Source organism: Streptomyces sp. NPDC127038 (assembly GCF_042725875.1).
GTDB lineage: Bacteria > Actinomycetota > Actinomycetes > Streptomycetales > Streptomycetaceae > Streptomyces.
The window spans coordinates 84,525-106,125 of record NZ_JBHXDQ010000013.1 but is presented as its reverse complement, the minus strand read 5'-3'; the positions used below and the strand labels follow the sequence as shown (position 1 = coordinate 106,125).

Here is a 21,601-nt window from a genome sequence, read left to right as displayed (position 1 = left end):
GCTCGCCTTCGCGGGGCTGACCGTGAAGAAGCTGTACCAGGGCCAGCGCTGACCCCCACCAAGGAACTGTTCAGCTCATGATCGAGATCCCGTCGGACCTCCACAAGGACCTGGTCCCCCTTGTCTTCCTGCTCGGCGACTGGGCGGGAGTCGGCGTCCACGACTTCCCCGGCTCCGAGAAGTGCAACTTCGGGCAGGAGGTCAGCTTCACGCACGACGGGCGGGACTTCCTGGAGTACCGCTCGCACAGCTGGGTGCTCGACGAGAACGGCGAGAAGGTCCGGCCGCTGGAGACGGAGTCCGGCTTCTGGCGCGTCGACGCCGACCGCAAGGTCGAGGTCGTCATGACCCGCGACGACGGTGTCGTCGAGATCTGGTACGGCGAGATCGCCGACAAGAAGCCGCAGATCGACCTGGTCACCGACGCGGTCGCCCGCACGGCCGCCTCCGGCCCCTACAGCGGCGGAAAGCGCCTGTACGGCTATGTGAACAGCGACCTCATGTGGGTCGGCGAGAAGCAGACACCCGAGGTCGAGCTGCGCCCCTACATGTCCGGGCACCTGAAGAAGGTCGTCACCCCGGAGGACGTCGAGCGCTGGGCCAAGGCCCTGCCCGACGACATGCCGGACGACGGCATCGCCTTCTTCAAGTAGGAGACCGCCGGACGGCCCCCGGGCCGTCCGCCGTTCCCCGGCCGTCCGCCGTTCTCTGCCGTCCCGCTATTCCCCGGGGCGGCTCCCACGGGAATGGTCCTAGACTTCCAGTGTGGTGAGCACCGACTGGAAGAGCGACCTCAGGCAGCGCGGCTACCGGCTGACGCCCCAGCGCCAGCTTGTCCTCGAAGCAGTGGACACCCTGGAACACGCGACCCCCGACGACATCCTCGGTGAAGTGAGGAAGACGGCGTCGGGGGTCAACATTTCCACGGTCTACCGGACCCTGGAGCTCCTGGAGGAGCTCGGGCTGGTCAGCCACGCCCATCTGGGCCACGGGGCGCCGACCTACCACCTGGCCGACCGGCACCACCACATCCACCTCGTCTGCCGCGACTGCTCGAACGTCATCGAAGCCGACGTCTCCGTAGCCGCCGAGTTCACCGCGAAACTCCAGGAGTCCTTCGGCTTCGAGACGGAGATGAAGCACTTCGCCATCTTCGGCCGCTGCAAGGACTGCCAGGCCCTTCAGAAGTGACAGAAATAAAATCCGCCACCGCGCGGTCGTAGTGTGTATGTCCATGAAGAGCCCCCTCCTGTCCCTGCCCGGCGCCGTTCCAGCCGAAGGCGTGGACGAAGGCGTAGCCGGCCACTACGGCGACCTGTTCCGTGAGCAGCGCGCCCTCGCCGACGGCGTCGGCTTCGTGGACCTCTCGCACCGCGGTGTCCTCACCGTCACCGGCGACGACCGGCTGGCCTGGCTGCACCTGCTGCTCACCCAGCACGTCACCGACCTCCCGGCCGGACAGGCCACCGAGGCGCTGATCCTCTCCGCGAACGGCCACATCGAGCACGCGCTCTACCTCGTCGACGACGGCACGACGGTGTGGATGCACACCGAGCCCGACACCCAGGAGGCGCTGGTCGCCTACCTGGAGTCGATGAAGTTCTTCTACCGGGTCGAAGTCGCGGACCGCACCGCCGACTTCGCCGTCGTCGAGCTCCCGGCCGGTTCGATCGCCGAGCCCCCGGCGGGAGTCGTCGTCCGCGAGACGCCGTACGGCCGTGATCTCTTCCTGCCGCGCGCGGACCTGGAGTCCTTCGCCGAGAAGGCCGGACCGCCGGCCGGGCTCCTCGCCCACGAGGCCCTGCGCGTCGAGCAGCACCGGCCCCGCGTCGGCTTCGAGACCGACCACCGCACCATCCCGCACGAGCTCGGCTGGATCGGCACCGCCGTGCACCTCCAGAAGGGCTGCTACCGCGGCCAGGAGACCGTCGCCCGCGTCCAGAACCTGGGCAAGCCCCCGCGCCGCCTGGTCTTCCTCCACCTCGACGGCAGCGAGGTCGTCCTGCCCCCGCACGGCACCAAGCTGCGCGTCGCGGACGGGACACCGGACGGCCGCACGATCGGCTTCATCACCACCTCCGTGCGCCACCACGAACTCGGCCCGATCGCCCTGGCCCTGGTGAAGCGCAACGTGCCGGTCGACGCCCCGCTGATGGCGGACTCGACGGCGGCGGCCCAGGAGGTCGTGGTCGAGCCGTAGGGCTCACATCTCCAGGAGGACGGTGAACGGGCCGTCGTTCGTCAGCGAGACGCGCATCTGGGCGCCGAACCGGCCCGTGGCCACCGTGGCGCCCAGCGCGCGGAGCTGGGCGACGACCTCCTCGACGAGGGGTTCGGCCACGTCGCCGGGAGCGGCCGCGTTCCAGGTGGGACGGCGGCCCTTGCGGGCGTCCCCGTACAGCGTGAACTGGCTGATGACGAGCAGCGGCGCGTCGATGTCGGAGCAGGACCGCTCCTCGGCCAGCATCCGGACCGACCAGAGTTTGCGGGCGAGCTGGGCCGCCTTCTCCTTGGTGTCCTCGTGGGTGACCCCGACCAGGACGCACAGGCCCTCGCCGCTGATCTCGCCGACCGTCTCACCGTCCACGACGACGCTCGCGCCGTCCACTCTCTGCACCACCGCACGCATGCGGACCATGATGCCGTGTCATGGCTGCGTCGCGCCGTGCGGGCCCTTCGCGTGATTTTCCGGGGTAACCAACCCGCCATCCGGGGCCGATCGGGTCACTCGGTCACATAGCGGCCATCTGGGGTGGCACCATGCGGGGTGTTGCGGACCGGCCGTTGGGCGGACCGCGCCGGTCGAGGGGACGGTAGAGGTACATGAGCACATCGAGGACCGGGCAGCAGACCGCGGCCGTGTCACTGACCCGCACGGACGCACGGGCGGAAGCGATGACGGCCCGGCCGCCGGTGCAGCGCACCGACAGCAGCCCGCTGGCGGCCGATCCGGCCCTGACCGGCGTCGCCGTGCTCCGGCTGCCCGAGCTGCGGACGCTGCGCCGGGACGCCCAGCGGGACGAGGCCGACCTCAGTTATGTGCGGCGGCTGCTCCAGGGGCGGATCGACATCCTGCGCGCGGAGCTCGCGCGCCGTGGGGAGCGCCGGCTCTCCGGCCCGGCCGCCGGACACCTCTCGCCCCTGGAACCGGGGAAGCGCTCCGTCGTCGAGCGGCTCTCGGAGATCCTGACGGACGCGCCGGCCCGGTACCGCTCCTCGGCCCGCCACGTGACCGTGGGCACCCCGCACGGCGAGGAGTACCGCGCGCTGGCCGCCGACATGCTCGCCGAGGTGGAGCTGTCGGACCTGAACGCCCGTACGGACGACGAGCTGGGCGCGGGGCTCGGCCGTCTCGTCCGCTACGAGCAGCAGGTCTCCCGGCGACGCCAGCGGCTCCAGCGCACGGCCGACGATTGCAGCGCCGAGATCGCCCGCAGGTACCGTGAAGGGGAAGCACAAGTAGACGACCTGCTCATGTGACGTGGCGGCCCCGGCGATCCCGGGGCCGAGGGGCGCGCCGGGTTCCAGGAGGCGCGTTTCCGCTCCGCGCAGGCGGGGGTGCGGTCCGGGCCACGACCCGGCCGCCGCCTTCCGAGCGGGTCCCCGTTCCGGAAGGCCACCGCCGATGTCCGCAGCTCCCCGCACCCCCGAAGGCCCGTCCATATCCTCCGGCGCACCGGGTACACCCGGCGCCGCTCCCGCTCCCGCCGCGCTCCCCGTGCTCGCCGAGGTCGTACGCTCCGGCTTCGTCGAGGGGCATCACCGCGGCAGCCTGGTGGTGCTGGCCGCCGACGGCTCGGTCGAGCTGGCGCTCGGTTCGGTGACGTCACCTGTCTTCCCCCGCTCCTCGAACAAGCCCATGCAGGCGGCGGGCATCCTGCGCGCGGGCCTGGACCTGGCCGGGGAACGCCTCGCCCTCGCGGCCGCGAGCCACTCCGGCGAGATCTTCCACCGTGACCTGGTCCAGAAGATGCTGGTCGAGCACGGGCTGGACGCCGGACAGCTCCAGTGCCCGCCCGACCTGCCGCTGGACCCCGTCGAGGCCGAGACCTACCTCGCCTCCGGCGCCGTACGCGACCGGCTCACCATGAACTGCTCGGGCAAGCACACGGCGATGCTCGCGGTGTGCGTCCAGCGCGGCTGGCCCACCGAGTCCTACCTCGACCCCGGGCACCCCCTCCAGCAGCTGATCCACACCGTGGTCGAGGAGGCCGCGGGCGAGCCCGTCGCGGCGGTCGGCACGGACGGCTGCGGGGCGCCGCTGATGGCCATCAGCCTCACGGGTCTCGCCCGTGCGTTCCGCTCCTTCGTCCTCGCGGCGCCCGGCTCGGCCGAGCGCCGGGTGGCCGACGCCATGCGCGCCCACCCCGAGTACGTCGCCGGGACCCGCCGCCCCGACACCTGGCTGATGCGGGAGGTGCCGGGCGTCCTGTCCAAGATGGGCGCCGAGGCCGTCCAGGCCCTCGCCCTGCCCGACGGCCGCGCCCTCGCCTTCAAGATCGACGACGGCGGGGGCCGCGCCCTGGGCCCGGTCCTGGCGCGCGGTCTGTCCCTGCTGGGCGTGGACGCGCCGGTGGTGACCCGGATCGGCAGCGCACCCCTGCTGGGCGGCGCCCGCGAGGTGGGGGAGATCCGCGCGGCTTTCTGACCCGCCGCCGGGGCCGGGAAAATCCCGCGACACCCGGGCGGGGTGCGGCCTAGCGTGGCTGCATGACCCCGCACGATGCCAGCGACGCCATCGACCCGTACGCCGGTGACACGATCGGCGTACGGCCGATCACCGCCGCCGAACTCCCCGACTGGCTGCGTGCCGTCAAGACGGGGTTCCTCCAGCAGCCGGTCGTCCCGGACCAGGAGGTGGAGAACAGGGCCCCGGGCGTGATCCTGTCCAGGACCCTGGGCGCGTTCGACGGCTCGCGCTGTGTGGCGACGTTCAGGTCGTTCCCGCAGAAGCTCACCGCGGTCGGCGGGGCGGCCGTGCCCGCGGACGCGATCTCCGCCGTGACCGTCTCGCCCACGCACCGCCGCCGGGGCCTGCTCACCCGCATGATGAGGGCCGATCTGGCGGCGGCCAGGGAGCGCGGCGACGTCGTGGCGACGCTCATCGCCGCCGAGTACCCGATCTACGGCCGCTACGGCTTCGGCCCCGCCACCACGGCCACCGAGTGGACCGTCGAGGTGCCGCGCACCGGTCTCGACCCCCGCTGGGCGGGTCCGGCAGACGGCGCCCGGATCGACCTCGTGGACGCCGAGGACGTACGCAAGGCGGGCCCCGAACTGCACGAGCGGTTCCGGCGCGGCCGGCCCGGCGCCATCGACCGCGACGAGCGGTGGTGGCAGATCGCCACGGGCGCGCTGCGGTTCGGCAGTTCCTGGAAGGAACCCTTCTACGCCTCGTACCGTTCGGCGTCGGGCGAGATCGAGGGACTGGTCTCCTACACGGCGGACGACGACTGGGGCGACTCCAACCAGCCCCGGAACACGGCCGAGGTCAACTGGCTGCTCGCGGTGACCCCGGCGGCCGAGCGCGCCCTGTGGAGCTACCTCTGCTCGATCGACTGGATCACCCGGGTCACGTCAGGCCGCCGCGCTCCCGACGACCTGCTGCCCCAGTTCCTTCCGGACCCGCGCGCGGCCCGCGTCACCCGCCACACGGACTGGCTCTGGGTGCGGATCCTGGATGTCGTACGGGCCCTGGAGGCGCGGACGTACGGGGCCGAGGGGACGCTCGTGCTGGACGTGGCGGACGAGAGCGGACCGGACGGCGGCCGCTTCCGGCTCCGGGCCGCCGCGGACGGCACCGCGACCTGCGTGCCGACCTCTGAGGAAGCGGACCTGTCGCTGTCCATCGCCGATCTGGCGACCCTGTGGCTCGGGGACGAGTCCGCGGTCCGGCTGGCCGCGCTCGGCCGGGTCCGGGAACGGCAAGAGGGCGCCGCCGTTCTGGCCGACGCCCTGCTGCGGACGTCCAGGCGACCGTGGTGCCCGGACATCTTCTGAACCGCGGTCACCTGTAAGGGCGTTCTCCTTCCGTGCGGGTGGCGCTCGACTGCTGCGACTGCCGATCCGTAGCGATGCGGCTGTGTGGTGCGGGTGACACGGTGGTGCTGACTGACCGGGCTCCCGGCTCCCCTCCGGAGGGGAGCACGGTCAGCCGGACCGGCGGACGACTTGCGTCCGCTCAGCCGGACTGGGCGAGCAGCATCACGAGGATCACGGCCCCGATGCCGCTGACGGTGGTGTTCCGGGCCTTGAGCCCGACGGACAGCGCGACGAACGCGATGATGCCCATCGGCCCGTACTCCCACTGGATGAGTTGCTCGAATCCGATGGCCAGGGCGGCGACGGCGAGGGCGACGAGAGGCATGACGGTCCCTCCTTGGGACGGGGAGGCGGACCCCCGCGACGATGCGCGGCGCCAACCCTGCTAAATAACTGCCATGTTGCCTAAGTTGGTTACCAACTTACCCTTCTTGTGGTGCTGTTGGAACGACCGATAACCATCTATCGAGCAACTGCCGCAAGATGGCCTGAAGTTGTAGGGTCTAGGTCATGGACCCGGAGCATGCCGTCGTCAACGGGCGGAACAGGTCACCACGGCCGCCGAGGTCACACCGAGAGGTGGCCGACGAGCTGCGCAGCCGGATCAGGTCCGGTCAGCTGCGGGCCGGCCAGCGCATGCCGACCCAGGCCAGACTGGCCAGCGAGTTCGGCGTCGAACGCGGCGCGGTGCGCCAGGCGCTGCGCATCCTCCAGTCGGAGCACCTGCTCGTCAACGTGTCCAAGGGGAGCCCGGCGACGGTCGCGGACCATCCCGAGCTGGCGCTGACCGGGCCGCAGGCCCAGCCGCAGTCCACCATGGTGGCGCTCGCCCCGCGGATCACGGCGGCCTTCGGCGTCCCGCACGTGGAGATCGACGCGCTGTGTCTGACCGCGGTGTCGCTCACCCTCGCGATGGGCGAGGCGTTGCGCGAGATTCACGCGGGACGCATAGAACCGGCCAAGGTCGACGTCCGGGTGCTGCTTCCCAGCCGGGACATCGACCTCGCCTTTCCCGCGCCGGTCGACGGTCAGGCGGACGACCGGCTGCGGCGCCGCTGGCTGGCCCAGCGCAACGCCCAGGTGCGGGTGCTGCGGCACAACCTGCTGTCGCTGCGCACCTCGCACGGCATCGACGTGCGGGTCTCCTTCCGCGCGCTGCCGTTCACCCCGCCGGTGAAGTTGTACCTGCTCAACGGGTCGGAGGCGCTCTTCGCGTACTACACGCTCGCACGGCGGGGCGAGGAGATCGACCACGAATACCTGGAGATGTACGACGCCGAGGGGACGCGGTCGATGCTGTTCCCCTTCGGCCAGGGGGCGGGACCGAGGGACACCACGTTCGTGGAGCAGTCCCGCCTCTGGTTCGACGCGCTGTGGGGGACGATCAGTTCGGAACCGCTGATCACGAACTGAGCGCCGGACCCGCCACGAGCAGGGCCAGGACGCAGGCCCCGATGGAGCTGCACGTGGGGTTCTTCGCCTTGATCCCGATGGCGAGCAGCAGCAGGCCGACGATGCCCGTCGGCCCGTACTGCCATCGGACGAGTTGCTCGCAGCCGACGACGAAGACGGCGGAGAGGAGGGTGACGGCGGGCATGGTGGTTCCTCCTGCATCTCTTCGGTGACCTGTTCGGGCTGATCGGTGCCATGGACGGGAGAAGGGAGGCAAAACTTCCGCCATCTTGGCCAAGTTGGCAACCAACTCTGCTTAGGTTGTCCCCACTTGGTAAGTATCGATAAACAACTTTCGAGTAACTCCCCAAAGATGGGGGAGAGTTATACCGTTTGGTCGTGACTCAGGAGAACGTTGTGGCGAGTGACAGCAGCAGAAGGCTTTCGCCCCAGGAGATCGCCGACGTCCTGCGGGAGCGCATCCGCACCGGCGAACTGAAGGCGGGCGACCGTCTGCCCACCCAGGCGGAACTGGCCGACGAGTTCGGCGTCGAACGCGGCACGGTCCGCCTCGCCCTGCGCGAACTCCAGGCCGACGGCCTCCTCAGCAACGTCAGCAAGGGCAGCCCGCCGCGGATCGCGGAGGTCGCCCCCACCAGGAACGGGCCGCAGCCGACCATGGTGGGCCTCGCCCCCCGTCTCGCCGAGGCGTTCTCCGTGCCCCACGTGCGGATCGACGCGGTGTGCCTCACCTCGGAGACGCTGACGCTGGCCCTGGGCGAGCCGCTCCGCCAGATCCACGACGGCAGGGTCCGCCCGGAGCGCGTCGACGTCCGGATCCTCCTGCCCAGCCGGAAGATCAACCTGGCGTTCCCCACCTCCGTCGACGGCCACGGCGACGGCGACGACGACCCGGTCCACAAGCGCTGGCTCGACCAGCGCAACGCCCAGGGCCACGTCCTGCGCCACAACCTCCAGGCCCTGCGCGCCTCCCACGGCGTCGAGGTCCACGTCGACTTCAAGGCGCTGCCCTTCACCCCGCCGGTGAAGGTGTACCTGCTCAACGGGTCGGAGACGCTGATGGCCTACTACACGATCTTGCGGCGGGAGGAACCGACCCAGGACGACGGAGTGCTGGACATGTACGACGCCCTCGGCTCCACGTCCCTCCTGTTCTCCTTCGAGAAGCGGGCCGGCGGCCGGGACACCGCGTTCGTGGAAGAGTCCCAGAAGTGGTTCGACGCCCTCTGGGAAACCATCAGCACGGACCTGAGACTTTCCCTGTGACTTCTGATACGACGCAGAGCGACGCGGTGGCGGCACGGACGCAGAACCTGCGGGACACGATCACCCGGGCGCGCTTCGTGCTCTTCGACTTCGACGGGCCGGTGTGCCGCCTCTACGCGGGGCACGCCGCCGAGAAGGTGGCCAGGGACCTGGTCGAATGGCTCGAATGGCAGGGGATGCAAGGCCTGTTGACCCCGGAGGAACGGGAACACCCCGATCCCCTCGTGGTGCTGCACGCAGTCGACCGGCGGCGCCCGCGCAGCGACCTCGTGGCCGAACTGGAGGCGCGGTTCACCCAGCAGGAGCTCAAGGCCGTGGACAAGGCCTGGCCCACCGAGTACGCGGACGCGGTGATACGGACCTGGACGGCGGTCGGCGCCCGGCTGGCGATCACCACCAACAACTCCCCTCACACGGCCGCCCGTTACCTGGAGGGCCGTGACCTGGCCGTGTGCTTCGCCCCCCACATCTACGGCCGCACCCAGGAACTGCGCCATCTCAAGCCCGACCCGAACTGCCTCAACCGGGCCCTGAACGCCCTCGGCGCGGCCCCGGCGCAGGCGCTGATGATCGGCGACACCCCCTCGGACCTGCACGCGGCCGAGCGGGCCGGGGTCCCGTTCCTCGGCTACGCGCGTAACCCGGACAAGGAGAAGCTGCTGCGGGACGCCGGGGCCGAGCACGTGGTGACGTCCCTGGAGACCGTGCTCCGGATGCTGCGCGAGATGCCAGTCCCGATGACGCGCGCTGCCCCGGGGGACTGAACCAGGGCTCAGTCGACGCGGCGGCCGACGCTCTTTTGGGATTATGTCCGTGCATAGGTGGCGACGGAGTACCGTTCTCCCCTCTTCGGTTCTCCCCTCATCGATCATGGTTGCGAGAGAACGGTCTATGTCACCCGAATCGGCTTCCCTGGCTCTTGAGCGAGCCATTGAGTTGAGTGGCGACGTGAGCGCGGTCGAGGGACCGATTCGCGGCTACCACCACGAGACGTATGTCTGTCCTCTGCCGGGTGGGACCGGAAAGGGCGAGCGGGGCCGCTGGAAGTGCCGGGAGCCGCTACCCGGACTGCTGTGGTTCGACCGGCGCTGCTTCGCCTCCGAGGAAGAGCTGCTCGGTGCCCTGGACGGGCGGATCACCGGCATTCCCGAGCTCATCCGGGTGGGCTCCACCGGTCTTCAGCGCTTCATCGAGGGGAAGACGCTGGGCGCGCTGTACACGTCCGGGAGCGAGATCCCCTCGTCCTTCACCGACCAGATCGTCTCCCTCTTCGGGCAGTTGGCCCGGATCGGACCCGACTCCCTCGACGCGGCGCGGACGTGCACCCCGGCCGACCGCCCCCGGGAAGGCGACTCCGCCGGGTTCCTGGAACGGCTCATCCTTTTCACGGAGGAACGGGTGTACCGGCACAACATGCCGGGCTTCGAGGTCCTGTTCCGCGGCCTGGGACTGGACGCCGTCTCCTTCGCGCCGCTCAGAGAGCGGGCGTCGAGACTGACCGACCGCCCTTTCTGCCTCCTGCACGCCGATCTCCACCGCGAGAACCTCGTGGTCGACGGCGAGGAACGGCTCTGGACGATCGACTGGGAACTCGCGATGTTCGGCGACCCGCTCTACGACCTGGCCACCCACCTCTATCTGATGCGGTATCCGGCGGACCAGGAGAGCCGGCTGATCGAGCAGTGGTGCGAGGCCGTCGAGAGCGTCACCCCCGGCAGTTCGGCCGGCTGGGAGGCGGACCTGCCCAGGCTGCTCGCGTACAAGCGGGCCCAGTCCGTCTTCACCGACGTCATCCGCACGGCGCTCTCGCTCACGGAGGAGCGGACGGTCGACGAGGGCCTTCTCGTGCAGGCGGGCGACAGGCTCCAGAAGGTGCTGAGCGCCGCGACGGAACCGCTCGGGATCGAGGCGCCGACCCCGGAAAGCGTCACGGCCGCGCTCGGAAGATGGTGGTCGTATCGCCAGGCCCATGTTTACGAAAGCGGTACATGCGGCACTTCTTCCTGGGCGGCAAGGCGGCTGTCTCTCCGATGAGTCCGGATGGGTAGACCGGAACCGAGTGTCGATTGGTTGCTGTGATTCAGGACGACCGGACCGGATACGGAAAGCTGAATGACCGTGGCGCCATGCGAAGGCTTGCGCGGGACCTGACGCCCGACCTGTGCGTGATCTTCGACTTCGACGGGCCCCTCTGCCAGCTCTTCCCGGACGAGTCCTCGGCTCCGTTGGCGGAAGACCTGCGTCGGATCGTCGTCGCACGTGGCGCCGAAGAACTGCTCGTGGGGGACGCTCGTGCGTCGATCGACCCGCAGGTGGTGCTGAAGACCGTCTACCGGCAGCGCCCTCGCAGTCTCCTGGCGGCCGAGATCGAGGCGCGACTTACGGAAGGTGAGACGGCCGCGGCCGCGATCGCACCGCCCACACCCGGTGCGGATTTGCTGGTCCGCGAGTTGTCGCACCTCGGCGTGCGTGTTGCGGTGGCGACGAACAATGCGCCCGCCGCTGTCACCGCCTACTTGCGAAGAGTCGAGATCGAAGGATGCTTCGAGGGCAACATCCACGGTCGTACCGACGATCCCACCCTTCTCAAGCCCGACCCTGATTCCGTCGAGCGCGCGCTGCGGGGTCTCGGGGCCGCGGCTTACGACGCCTTGATGATCGGCGACATGCCTACGGACAGGGAAGCCGCACGCGAAGCCAAGGTGGCATTTGTCGGCTACGCCCGCGATGAGACGATGGCCGGTCCGCTCTGGGCTGCGGGTACCGAACTCGTGCTGTCTCGCATCGAGTTGTTGTCGACCATGCTTCGACCGCCTCTTTCCTGACCGCATGCGTGGCGGGCACCATGGGCATGCTCATTCCAACAAAGTTGCCAGCAGGGGGATTTGGTGACCGGAGGAAGTTCGCCGTCGCTGAGCGGCAGGATCGCAGCAGGCTGGGCGCGTGCGGAGGGGACGGTGACCAAGGCGCTGCTGCTGGTCATTTTCCTCATCGGGCTGATCGCGCAGTTCGTGAAGCCGGTGGGCGACGCCCTAGAAGGAAAGGCATACCTCGGGGGGGCCTTGCTCAGTCTCGTGGGCTATGTGCTCTACGCCGAGGTTCAGCGGCTGAATACAGCTCATGAAGTTCAGCGCGAGGAAACGGGGGCTCTGCTCGCGGTAGCCCGAAGCCTCGAAGGGGAGTTGCAGCGCCTGAGTGAAGGCGTTCGGCACCTCGACGAGGGACGTCTCTCGGGGGCACGGGAACTCGTCACTCCGGACGACTTGAAGGCCGAGTTCGAGAAGGCGCTCGAGGCTGGTGGTGACGTCCGGCTTTCGGCCATGGGGTTTACGGGGGAGACGTTCGCGCGGCCGCTCGAACGGATACTGGAGAGCATCCCTGAGAATCCGCAGCGAACACTGCTGATACGTGTTCTTGTGCCCGACTTCACGCAGTCCATCGAGGTGCCAGGGCTGGTCGGGGCGGACGGAAAGGTCACGGACGCCCCCGCATTCCGGTTGGCTCTTGTGCGGCAGGTCGAGAGTTACCAGGCGCTTCTCCAGCGGCAGGTGGTCCGGATGCGGCACAAGCGTCAGGGTGACCTTGTCGTCCAATTCCGCGCCATGCATATGTCGCCCTCGCTCAAGCTCTACCTGATCAACGACGACCAGGTCTTCGAGGGCATCTACGACAAGATCGAGCTGCGACACGGCGAGTACGACTCGGGAAGTTCGGCAGGCGAAGGGGATGAGGTGTCCGGCGGGCAGATTCTGGACCCGCAGGGATACGACTCGCTGCTGACGCGATGGCGTTGGGACGAGGGCCAGCGGTCACGGGATGTGATCGCCCGTCGTCAGAGGCTGTTCGACACGTTCTGGGATGTCGCACATGAACTGTCGGAGATCTCCGCGAGGAGCGGGGCGCGGGCTTCGTAGCACGCACCGGCGCCATGGAAGGCGACTGAGAGGGGGATTCCGGGCAGGGAACGGAGCCCCCGCGTGGTGCGTAGGCTCGTGACCATGAGTGGCACCGGTCTGCGTGAACGCAAGAAGCGACGGATGTACCAGTCCGTCTCCGACATCGCCATCGGCCTCTTCCTGGAGAAGGGGTTCGACGCCGTGTCCGTCGCCGAGGTCGCGGCCGCCGCCGAGATCTCCAAGCCGACGCTGTTCCGGTACTTCCCGTCCAAGGAGGACCTGGTCCTGCACCGCTTCGCGGACCACGAGACCGAGGCCGCGCGGGTCGTCGAGGAGGGCCGGGCCGCCGGACGGTCCCCGGTCGACGCGCTCCGCGAGCACTTCCTGGACGGTCTGCGCCGCGAGGACCCCGTCACCGGGCTCAACGAACATCCCGGCATCCTCGCCTTCCACCGGCTGCTCTACGGGACGCCGTCGCTGGTGGCGCGGATGTACGGCTACCTGGAGCGGTCCGAGGCCGCGCTCGCCGAAGCCCTCGCGGAGCCGCTCGGGGCAGGGCTCGACGCGCGGCTCGCCGCCGGACAGATCACGGCCGTACGCCGCATCCTGGCCGAGGAGAACCTGCGGCGGATCGCGGAGGGGGAGCCGGTGACGGCCGTACGCCCGGAAGCGGAGGCGGCGGCCGAGCGGGCCTTCTCGCAGCTGGCGGCCGCGTTCCCGGCACTGGCGTGAGTCACGCACGCGTTACCAAGTAAAAAACGTGACTCGGTAACGTATTCCGGTACGCTGGATGGAATGACGCCGACCGACCGCGCCCCGCACCCCGTACCGCAGACCGCCCCCCGGCCCGGCCCGGACCCGTCGCTCAGCCGCTCCCTCGCCCGCGAACGCGCCTTTCACGACGTCTGCCGCGCCGCCCTCGCCGCGATGGTCGACGGCGCCGAGGAGCACGTCGTCACCGGCGAGGACGTCTCCGCCTCCGGGGCCGACGCCGAGGTGCTCGGGTACCAGCTGCGCAGCCGGGCCAATGAGATGCGGGAACTGCCCCAGGGCCCCCTGTTCTTCGGCCGGCTGGACTTCCAGGACTCGGCCGCGGCGGCCGGCGACCACGCGGGGCAGAGCTACCACATCGGGCGGCTGCGGATCAGGGAGCACCCCGCCGCCCCGCCCCTGGTCGTCGACTGGCGCGCCCCCGTCTCGCGCGCCTTCTACCAGGCCGGCGCCCGCGACCCCCAGGGCGTCGCCGTCCGCCGCCGCTTCGGCTGGGCCCCCGGCAGCCGCGGCGACTCCGCCGACCTCACCGGACTGGAGGACGAACCCCTCGCGGCGACACCGCCCGAACCGGCCGCGCACGAAGCCCCCGGGAGCACGTCCGCCGCCCCGGCGGGCTCGATCCTCGCCGAGGAGATCGAGCGCCCCCGCGTCGGCCCCATGCGGGACATCGCCGCCACCATCCAGCCCGAACAGGACGATCTCGTACGGGCCGGCCTCGGGGCCTCGGTCTGTGTGCAGGGCGCCCCGGGCACCGGCAAGACCGCCGTCGGCCTGCACCGCGCCGCCTACCTCCTCTACACGCATCCGCAGCGCGTCCGGCGCGGCGGCCTGCTGATCCTCGGCCCGAACCGCGTCTTCCTCTCGTACATCGCGGAGGTGCTCCCCGCCCTGGGCGAGACCGGTGTGCGCCAGTCGACGATCGGGGAGGAGATCGCGTCCCGCCCGGTGACCGGCGAGGACGGTGAACGGGCCGCGGTCGTCAAGCACGACGCCCGGATGGCACGGGTGCTGCGTCGGGCGCTGTACGGGAACATCGGCCTTCCGGCCGACGGCCTCGCCGTACCGGACGGCACCTACCGCTGGCGCGTCCCCGTCGCCGTACTGCGCCGCATCGTGGACGACGTACGCGCCGAGGAACCGCCGTACGCCGTCGGGCGGGAGCGGGTGCGGACACGGGTCGTGCAGTACGTACGGGCACGGGCCGAGCTGCGGGCCGGACCGCAGACGAACGCCTGGGCGCAGCGGATCTCGCGGGCCCGGCCGGTCGGGGAGTACGTCGACGCGGTGTGGCCCCGGGTGCGCCCCGAGGAACTGCTCGCCCGGCTCCTCGGTGACGCCGGGGCGCTGGAGCGGGCGGCCGACGGGATCCTCGACGCCGACGAGCAGAGGGCGGTCCTGTGGGCGAAGCCGCCGCGTTCGTGGAAGTCGGCGCGCTGGTCGGCCGCCGATCTCGTCCTCCTCGACGAGATCGCCGGGCTGATCGAACACCCCGAGGGATACGGCCACCTGGTGATCGACGAGGCCCAGGACCTGTCGCCGATGGAGTGCCGGGCCATCGCGCGGCGGGCCTCCTTCGGGTCGCTGACCGTGCTCGGGGACCTCGCGCAGGGCACGACTCCCTGGGCGGCGCGGGAGTGGGGCGAACTCCTGGCCCATCTGGGCAGGCCGGACGCCGCCGTCGTCCCGCTGACGGCCGGGTTCCGGGTGCCGGGGGTCATCGTCGAGCTCGCCAACCGGGTGCTGGAGCGCCTGGGCGTGGACGTCCCGCCGGCCCGGTCCCTGCGCAGGGACGGCGAACTGAGGATCCGGCCGGCCGCGGACCTGCCGGCCGGGACCGTCGCCGCGGTCCGGGACGCGCTCGCGCACCAGGGGTCCATCGGCGTCATCGCCGCCGACACGGACGTCGAGGCGGTACGGGAGGCGCTCGGAGCCGCGGGGATCCCCTTCGCCGGTGCCGACGAGCCGGGCGCCCGGATCGCGGTGCTGCCCGCGAGTCTGGCCAAGGGCCTGGAGTACGACCATGTCGTGGCCGTGGAACCGGCGGCGATCGCGGAGGCCGAGGCCCGCGGCCCGCACCGCCTCTACGTCGTACTGACCCGCGCGGTGTCCCGCCTGGACGTGATCCACACCCGCCCGCTGCCCTGGTGATCCGGTGGTCGAGTGATCCGGTGGTCGAGTGATCTGGTGATCCAGTGGTCCGGTGATCCGGGAGACTCGCCGGGACGGCGGGCCGAGGCCTGCGGGAACACTTTTGCAAGCGGGTGCTTGCAAAAGTTAGCGAGGATGGGGCAAGGTGGAGACATGGCATCGCTCAACGTCGGCAACCTCGGCGAGTATCTGCGGGAACAGCGGCGCACCGCGCAACTGTCCCTGCGGCAGCTCGCCGACGCCGCCGGGGTGTCCAATCCGTATCTGAGCCAGATCGAGCGCGGGCTGCGCAAGCCGAGCGCGGAGGTGCTCCAGCAGGTCGCCAAGGCCCTGCGGATCTCCGCCGAGACGCTGTACGTGCGAGCCGGCATCCTCGACGCCGAACGGGACCGCGACGAGGTGGAGACGCGTGCCGTCATCCTCGCCGATCCCACGCTGAACGAGCGGCAGAAGCAGGTGCTGCTCCAGATCTACGAGTCCTTCCGCAAGGAGAACGGATTCGAGATCGCGCCGGCGGAGGGGACCGGCCACGGCGTCGAGGGGCCCGGCAGCGGCGAAGGCCGCGGCACCGGCGCATCAGGGACTCAGGACGGGGAAGACGCCCAGCCTTCACCGGACACCGCCGTCCGCGGCCCCCGCACGGCCGACGGCAGCGATGCCGGTCCGCAGCAGACTGCGAGTTGACCGCTGTGTCGACCGCTGTGCGGGCCAGAAAACCCTCAGCTGAAAGCGATTACGGGAGGACCATCGTCATGGCCATCACCGACGACATCCGCAAGGCCGCCACGGACCCGACCCCCCTCTACTTCCTCGCCGGCACCGCCGACCTGGCCGTCCAGCAGGCGAAGAAGGTCCCGGGCATCGTGGAGCAGATCCGCGCCGAGGCCCCGGGCCGGATCGACACCGTGAAGAACATCGACCCCAACGCCGTCCAGGAGAAGGCCACCGCCCGCGCCAAGGTGGCGCAGGAGACCCTTCAGACCAAGGTGACGGAGCTCATCAACAGCCTCGACACCGACCTGAAGAAGCTCGGTGAGTCCGCCCAGGACTTCGCCCTGCGCGGTGTCGGCGTCGCCGCCGAGTACGCGGTCAAGGCCCGCGAGACGTACGAGAAGGTCGCCGAGCACGGCGAGCAGACCGTGCGGACCTGGCGCGGCGAGGCGGCCGACGAGATCGAGGAACTCGCCATCGCCGTCGAGCCGAAGGCCGAGCCGGTCGAGGTCAAGGAAGAGGTGAAGCCGGCGGCCGCCGCCGAGGACCCCGCCTCCAAGAAGGGCCCGGCGAAGAAGGCCTCGGTGCGCAAGCCCGTCGCCAAGAAGACGACTCCGCCCGCGAAGTAGTCGCCGGGCGGACGACTCCGCGCGCCGTGCAGGCGGGTGCGGAGGCAGGATTCCGCCGTGCGCGGACGGGCCGGGCACTCTCTGAGTTCCCGGCCCGTTCTCCGGGTACGGTGGCCGTAGAGACGACTTGAACCGGGCGGTGGACATTGTGCTGATGACGGCATTCGGCGGTCTGATGTGGCTGATCTTCACGGCCATGCTCGTGCTCGCCGTGGTGGCGCTGGTGCTGGCCGCGGTCGCCCGCGAGGACGCCTACCGCGCCGCCGACAAGCAGAACAAGGTGTTCTGGCTGATCATCCTCGGCGTCACCGTGGCGGTGAACCTGCTGGTCCCGATGCTCTTCCTGCAGCTCGCGGGCCTGGTCGCCACGATCGTCTTCTTCGTCGACGTCCGCCCCGCGCTGCGCCAGGTGTCCGGCGGCGGCGGCCGGGGCCGCAGGGGCGGCAGCAGCAGCGACGGCCCGTACGGCCCGTACAACGGCGGCCGGTAGCCGTTCCGGCGGGGTGGCGGCCGGCCGTTCCGACGGGAGCGGCGGCACCCCACGGCAGGCACCCGACAGCAGGCGCCCCACGGCAGGCGCCGCACAGCAGGCGCCGCACAGCAGGCGCCGCACAGCAGGCACCGCACCCGCTCCGCGTCCGGTGACGCGGGTGACGCGTGTGACGCCTGTGTGACGGGAGCCGTCAGCGCATCCGGTCCAGCAGCAGGACCGCCACGTCGTCCGCCAGCTCGCCGCCGTTGAGTTCGCGGGCCTCGTTCACCGCCGCACGCAGCAGGTCCTCGCCCTGGAGCCCCTGCGCGAGCTGACGGCGGACCATCTCCACCATGCCGTCCAGCCCCAGGCGTTCCTTGCCCACGCCGGTGTGGCCCTCGATCAGACCGTCGGTGTAGAGCATCAGGCTCCACGCGGCGCCCAGCTCCACCTGCATGCGCGGCCAGCGCGCGTTGGGGAGCAGCCCGAGCGCCGGGCCGTTGTTGTCGTACGGCAGCAGCTCGGCGGGCCGGCCCGGACGGGCGATCAGCGGTGCCGGGTGACCGGCCAGGCAGAGCCCGGCGCGGCGGCCGTCCGGCGCGATGTCCACGGTGCACAGCGTCGCGAAGATCTCGTCGTTCTCGCGCTCGTGCTCCAGGACCTGCTGGAGCGTGGAGAGCAGCTCGTCGCCGCACAGCCCCGCGAACGTCAGCGCGCGCCAGGCGATCCGCAGTTCCACGCCGAGCGCGGCCTCGTCGGGTCCGTGCCCGCAGACGTCGCCGATCATCGCGTGCACCGTGCCGTCGGCCGTGCGCACGGTGTCGTAGAAGTCGCCGCCGAGCAGTGCGCGGGAACGGCCCGGGCGGTAGCGCGCGGCGAAGCGCAGCGAGGAGCCGTCCAGCAGCGGGGTCGGCAGCAGTCCGCGTTCCAGGCGGGCGTTCTCCTGGGCGCGGAGCTTGGACTCGGTGAGCCGCCGTTCGGCCTTGTCGGAACGTTTCCGCTCGACCGCGTACCGGATCGCCCGGCTCAGCAGCCGGCTGTCCAGCTCGTCGCGGAAGAGATAGTCCTGGGCGCCGACGCGCACCGCCTCCGTGCCGCGCTCGGCGTCGCCGGACGCGGTGAGCGCGAGGACGGCGTGGCCGGGCGCGAGCCGCAGGACGTGCTTGAGCGTCGCCAGCTCGTCCTCGCTGTCCGCCGCGCGGCCCGGCGCGGGCAGCGCGAGGTCGAGCAGGATGCAGTGGACGTCGTCGGTGAGCAGCCGCTCGGCCTCGGTGAGGTTGCGGGCGGTGCGGACCCGGACCGGCTTGCCGGCCGCGTCGAGCATCTCGGGCACGCCGAGCGAGCCCGCCGGGTCGTCCTCGATGACCAGGAGGGTCAGATGGGTGGTGCCGGTGATCGTGGTCGTGGTGCGGTCTTCCAGTGTGGTGAGGGCTTCCGGTGCGGTCCCGGCGGGGCCGCCGGTGATGTCTCCGGGTGTGCCGCCGGGTGAGAACACGGCTTGAGCCTGACCACTCTCCACGGCCGGGATCGCTCTCTGCCGCGGTACGGGTACGGGCATCGTCTGGGTTCCTTCCCTCCCCCCGAGGGCGTGGTGGGCGAAGGACCTCGACCCACCGACGGGGACCATAGCGCCCGCCGGTGCCGCAACGGAATGGCGAACGGCGCGGCGCGGGGCGAAGGGCCACCGTCATATGCCGCATCCCGTAACGCACTTGGACAGGACGCGTTTCCCCCGGGGATGACGAAGGTCACTTCCCCGGGGGCGGGGAGCCGGGGCGGCCGTGCGGTAGCTCACGTGCGGTGCGTCACGCGCGCCCGAACCCGCCCGCCACCGGCCCGGCGCGCGGGTGCCCGGGGTCCGGCCGGCGCTCTACGCGTCCGGCCGCACGACGCCCAGGATCCGCATCGAACCCGCCCCCGTGATCGTCACCGTCCGCCCCGGACGCGGGGCGTGCACGATGGCGCCGTCCCCTATGTACATCCCGACATGGCTGGCGTCGTCGAAGTAGATGATCAGGTCGCCGGGGCGCATGTCCTTGATGTCGATGTGCTTGAGCTGCTTCCACTGCTCCTGCGAGGTGCGGGGGATCGGATGCCCGGCGGCCGCCCAGGCCTGGGAGGTGAGTCCCGAGCAGTCGTACGTCTTGGGGCCCTCGGCGCCCCATTCGTACGGCTTGCCGATCTGGTCGGTCGCGTACTTCACGGCCTTCTTGCCCTGCTCGGAGGCGTCGCTCTTGATGTCGGCGAGGACGCCGGAGCTCAGCCAGGCCGACTGCGCCTGGTAGGCGGCCTCCTCCTCCAGCTTGGCAAGCCGCTCCTTCTCTTTCTTCTCCAGCCGGGACTCCAGCTTCTCGGCGTCGGAGACCCGCTGCTCGATCTTCTTCTTCGCCTCGGCCGTGGCCTCGCGGTCGGCCTCCAGCCTGCGCCACTGGGCGGAGGCGTCCTTCGCGTACTGCCGCAAGTCCTGCTGGGTGCGCGCCATCTCGTCCAGCAGGCCCTTGGTGGCGTGCTCGCCCTGGCGGACCACTCCCGCGCCGTCCAGGAACTGCTGGGGGTCGTCGCTCAGCCACAGCCGTGCCTCGGGCGGCAGCCCGCCGCCCCGGTACTGGGCGCGGGCCGCGGCGCCCGCGCGGTCCTTCAGCGTGTCCAGCCTGGCCTGGCCCTTGACGATCTGCCGGGCCAGTCCGACGATCTCGGCGGACTGCTTCCGGGCCTTCTCCTCGGCGGCGTTGTACGCGTCCGTGGCGACCGCCGCGTCGTGGTAGAGCTTGTCGAGCTTCTTGCGGACCGCTTCGAGGTCCTTGGTGCTGACGGGCGTCGAAGCCGCGACAGGGGATCTGGTCGGCGCCGGCTTCGGTTCCGGGGTCGCGTAGGCCGTCCCCGATGACGCCAGCACCACGCAGGCACATGCGCAGGCCAGGGCCATGGCCGCCGTGGTCAGGCACCGCTTGCCGGATCCCATTGCTCCGCCCCCAAACCCAAACTGATTTACCGTCAGTAACTTACGGACGACTGGGGGATCGTGCCATGTCGGCGCGCAATGCGACAGAGTTGGGCAAGAACTCCCTTCCCCTCGCATGCGAGGCAGGCAGGAACTCCCTTCCCCGCGGCCCGCTTCGGCATGACGATCTCATCCCCCGGCGTGTGTGACGTGCGACTCACCGAGATCGTTCCCCGCAGGTCACGCACCGGCCGTCTCCCGTACGCCGCCGCGACCCACCGGAGCCGTGCGCTCCGTCAGGCGCGGGGTGCCAACGCCTCCCAGCGCACCGTCACTTCGCCCTGGCGCCACCGGGAGACCCCGTCCACGACCGGCCAGTCGGCCGTCAGGTCGCGGACCGTGCGTATCCAGCGCTGTCTCGCGCCGTATGCGGCGTACGGCGCGGCGGCCGCCCAGGCGCGGTCGAAGTCGCGCAGGAAGGAGTGCACGGGCTCACCCGGCACATTGCGGTGGATGAGGGCCTTCGGCAGCCGCTCGGCCAGGTCGGACGGGCGGTCCAGGGAGCCGAGCCGGGTCGCGAACGTGACCGTGCGCGGGCCCTCGGGGCCGAGGGCGACCCAGACGTGCCGCCGGCCGATCTCGTCGCAGGTGCCCTCGACGAGCAGACCGCCCCGGGTGCCGGGGCCCGCCGGCGCGAGCCGTGCGCGAAGTCGCCGCCAGACCTCGGCGACCTGCTCCTCGTCGTACTGGCGGAGCACGTTCGCCGCCCGGATCAGCTGCGGTTGGCCCGGCACCGGCACCTCGAAGCCCCCGTGCCGGAAGGCGAGGCCCTCCCTTTCGTACGGGCGGGCCGCGGCGACCCGGGCGGGTTCGATCTCGATGCCGAAGACGTGGGTGCGGGGTGCGGCCGTGCGCAGCCGGGTCAGCAGCTCGACCGCGGTCCAGGGCGCGGCGCCGTAGCCGAGGTCGACCGCGACGGGTTCCGGTGCCCTGCGGAGTTCGGCGCCGTGCACGGCCGCGATCCAGCGGTCCATGCGGCGCAGGCGGTTGGGGTTCGTCGTCCCGCGCGTCACCGTGCCCACGGGGCGGCGGGACGCTGCGCGGGTTGTCATGCGTACGAGAGTAGGCGGCCCCGGCGTGGGCGGGTGGCCCTGTGGATATCCGGCGCCCGCCCGTGCGGCGGCCTGTGGACAACCGGGCGGGGCGGGCGGAGGAGTGGGGGAACGGGGGCGGGGAAGAGGGTGGGACGGAGTCGGCGCGGGCGGGAAGGCGGACGGGCGCACGCGCCCCACTGTCGAACGGTTGAGCG

The 21,601-nt window shown here is 70.9% G+C and carries 23 protein-coding genes; 17 read left to right on the top strand and 6 right to left on the bottom strand.

Features of this window, described 5'->3' with window-relative positions; all coding sequences use genetic code 11:
- The first annotated feature begins 77 nt into the window (after positions 1–77).
- The 3 genes from ACFWI4_RS13050 to ACFWI4_RS13040 all read left to right on the top strand — a co-directional run bounded on the left by ACFWI4_RS13050 (position 78) and on the right by ACFWI4_RS13040 (position 2,200).
- On the top strand, positions 78–653 hold the full coding sequence (locus ACFWI4_RS13050; protein WP_339130215.1) for an FABP family protein: 576 nt from the start codon (positions 78–80) through the stop codon (positions 651–653).
- A 112-nt stretch (positions 654–765) separates the two neighbouring features.
- Positions 766–1,191, top strand: coding sequence for a Fur family transcriptional regulator (locus ACFWI4_RS13045; RefSeq protein WP_385399604.1), 426 nt, complete (start codon positions 766–768; stop codon positions 1,189–1,191).
- A 43-nt stretch (positions 1,192–1,234) separates the two neighbouring features.
- The gene (locus ACFWI4_RS13040; RefSeq protein WP_387194580.1) at positions 1,235–2,200 is read left to right on the top strand and encodes a YgfZ/GcvT domain-containing protein; all 966 of its coding nucleotides are present in this window, start codon (positions 1,235–1,237) and stop codon (positions 2,198–2,200) included.
- A 3-nt stretch (positions 2,201–2,203) separates the two neighbouring features.
- Here ACFWI4_RS13040 and dtd read toward each other — a convergent pair whose 3' ends face one another.
- On the bottom strand, positions 2,204–2,629 hold the full coding sequence (dtd, locus tag ACFWI4_RS13035; protein WP_387194577.1) for a D-aminoacyl-tRNA deacylase: 426 nt from the start codon (positions 2,627–2,629) through the stop codon (positions 2,204–2,206).
- Between the two features lie 194 nt (positions 2,630–2,823).
- On the opposite strand from dtd, the gene ACFWI4_RS13030 reads away from it, so the two are divergent.
- From ACFWI4_RS13030 to ACFWI4_RS13020, 3 genes are all read left to right on the top strand, one after another.
- Positions 2,824–3,480 carry an AmfC protein gene (locus tag ACFWI4_RS13030; protein WP_387194574.1) on the top strand — a complete coding sequence of 219 codons (657 nt, stop codon included), beginning with the start codon at positions 2,824–2,826 and terminating at the stop codon, positions 3,478–3,480.
- A 145-nt stretch (positions 3,481–3,625) separates the two neighbouring features.
- Positions 3,626–4,648 (top strand): asparaginase, encoded by a 1,023-nt coding sequence (locus ACFWI4_RS13025; protein ID WP_387194571.1) that lies wholly within the window; start codon positions 3,626–3,628, stop codon positions 4,646–4,648.
- 62 nt (positions 4,649–4,710) lie between these two features.
- Complete coding sequence (locus ACFWI4_RS13020; RefSeq protein ID WP_387194568.1) at positions 4,711–6,000, top strand: GNAT family N-acetyltransferase; 1,290 nt, start codon at positions 4,711–4,713, stop codon at positions 5,998–6,000.
- A gap of 181 nt (positions 6,001–6,181) precedes the next feature.
- Here the strand turns inward: ACFWI4_RS13020 and ACFWI4_RS13015 are convergent, their stop codons facing one another.
- Positions 6,182–6,367 carry a hypothetical protein gene (locus tag ACFWI4_RS13015; RefSeq protein ID WP_037622368.1) on the bottom strand — a complete coding sequence of 62 codons (186 nt, stop codon included), beginning with the start codon at positions 6,365–6,367 and terminating at the stop codon, positions 6,182–6,184.
- Between the two features lie 185 nt (positions 6,368–6,552).
- On the opposite strand from ACFWI4_RS13015, the gene ACFWI4_RS13010 reads away from it, so the two are divergent.
- Complete coding sequence (locus tag ACFWI4_RS13010) at positions 6,553–7,455, top strand: GntR family transcriptional regulator (RefSeq protein WP_387194565.1); 903 nt, start codon at positions 6,553–6,555, stop codon at positions 7,453–7,455.
- Here ACFWI4_RS13010 and ACFWI4_RS13005 read toward each other — a convergent pair.
- The gene (locus ACFWI4_RS13005) at positions 7,445–7,639 is read right to left on the bottom strand and encodes a hypothetical protein (protein WP_385399587.1); all 195 of its coding nucleotides are present in this window, start codon (positions 7,637–7,639) and stop codon (positions 7,445–7,447) included. The two genes, ACFWI4_RS13010 and ACFWI4_RS13005, sit on opposite strands and share 11 nt — an antisense overlap.
- A gap of 188 nt (positions 7,640–7,827) precedes the next feature.
- Here ACFWI4_RS13005 and ACFWI4_RS13000 point away from each other — a divergent pair, with 188 nt between their 5' ends.
- The 10 genes from ACFWI4_RS13000 to ACFWI4_RS12955 all read left to right on the top strand — a co-directional run bounded on the left by ACFWI4_RS13000 (position 7,828) and on the right by ACFWI4_RS12955 (position 17,369).
- A complete protein-coding gene (locus tag ACFWI4_RS13000) occupies positions 7,828–8,721 on the top strand; it encodes a GntR family transcriptional regulator (RefSeq protein WP_387194562.1) in 894 nt (297 codons plus the stop codon).
- A complete protein-coding gene (locus ACFWI4_RS12995) occupies positions 8,718–9,485 on the top strand; it encodes an HAD family hydrolase (RefSeq protein WP_387194559.1) in 768 nt (255 codons plus the stop codon). The genes ACFWI4_RS13000 and ACFWI4_RS12995 overlap by 4 nt, the downstream gene beginning before the upstream one ends.
- Before the next feature lie 184 nt (positions 9,486–9,669).
- Positions 9,670–10,755: a phosphotransferase family protein gene (locus ACFWI4_RS12990; protein WP_387194555.1), complete on the top strand. Its 1,086-nt coding sequence runs from the start codon at positions 9,670–9,672 to the stop codon at positions 10,753–10,755.
- A gap of 41 nt (positions 10,756–10,796) precedes the next feature.
- Positions 10,797–11,546: an HAD family hydrolase gene (locus ACFWI4_RS12985; RefSeq protein ID WP_387194552.1), complete on the top strand. Its 750-nt coding sequence runs from the start codon at positions 10,797–10,799 to the stop codon at positions 11,544–11,546.
- Positions 11,547–11,678: 132 nt separating this feature from the next.
- Positions 11,679–12,635 carry an ATP/GTP-binding protein gene (locus ACFWI4_RS12980; RefSeq protein WP_387194549.1) on the top strand — a complete coding sequence of 319 codons (957 nt, stop codon included), beginning with the start codon at positions 11,679–11,681 and terminating at the stop codon, positions 12,633–12,635.
- Positions 12,636–12,719: 84 nt separating this feature from the next.
- Positions 12,720–13,349 (top strand): TetR family transcriptional regulator, encoded by a 630-nt coding sequence (locus ACFWI4_RS12975; protein WP_387194546.1) that lies wholly within the window; start codon positions 12,720–12,722, stop codon positions 13,347–13,349.
- Positions 13,350–13,412: 63 nt separating this feature from the next.
- Entirely contained in the window at positions 13,413–15,539 is a 2,127-nt protein-coding gene (locus tag ACFWI4_RS12970; protein ID WP_387194543.1) for a HelD family protein, read from the top strand.
- A 153-nt stretch (positions 15,540–15,692) separates the two neighbouring features.
- Complete coding sequence (locus ACFWI4_RS12965; protein WP_387194540.1) at positions 15,693–16,223, top strand: helix-turn-helix domain-containing protein; 531 nt, start codon at positions 15,693–15,695, stop codon at positions 16,221–16,223.
- Between the two features lie 68 nt (positions 16,224–16,291).
- On the top strand, positions 16,292–16,879 hold the full coding sequence (locus tag ACFWI4_RS12960; protein ID WP_387194537.1) for a hypothetical protein: 588 nt from the start codon (positions 16,292–16,294) through the stop codon (positions 16,877–16,879).
- Positions 16,880–17,027: 148 nt separating this feature from the next.
- A complete protein-coding gene (locus ACFWI4_RS12955; protein WP_387194534.1) occupies positions 17,028–17,369 on the top strand; it encodes a DUF2516 family protein in 342 nt (113 codons plus the stop codon).
- Between the two features lie 193 nt (positions 17,370–17,562).
- Here ACFWI4_RS12955 and ACFWI4_RS12950 read toward each other — a convergent pair whose 3' ends face one another.
- From ACFWI4_RS12950 to ACFWI4_RS12940, 3 genes are all read right to left on the bottom strand, one after another.
- On the bottom strand, positions 17,563–18,909 hold the full coding sequence (locus tag ACFWI4_RS12950) for a PP2C family protein-serine/threonine phosphatase (protein WP_387194531.1): 1,347 nt from the start codon (positions 18,907–18,909) through the stop codon (positions 17,563–17,565).
- 312 nt (positions 18,910–19,221) lie between these two features.
- Entirely contained in the window at positions 19,222–20,313 is a 1,092-nt protein-coding gene (locus ACFWI4_RS12945) for an NlpC/P60 family protein (protein ID WP_387194528.1), read from the bottom strand.
- 275 nt (positions 20,314–20,588) lie between these two features.
- Positions 20,589–21,404 carry a class I SAM-dependent methyltransferase gene (locus ACFWI4_RS12940; RefSeq protein ID WP_387194525.1) on the bottom strand — a complete coding sequence of 272 codons (816 nt, stop codon included), beginning with the start codon at positions 21,402–21,404 and terminating at the stop codon, positions 20,589–20,591.
- Between the last annotated feature and the right edge of the window lie 197 nt (positions 21,405–21,601).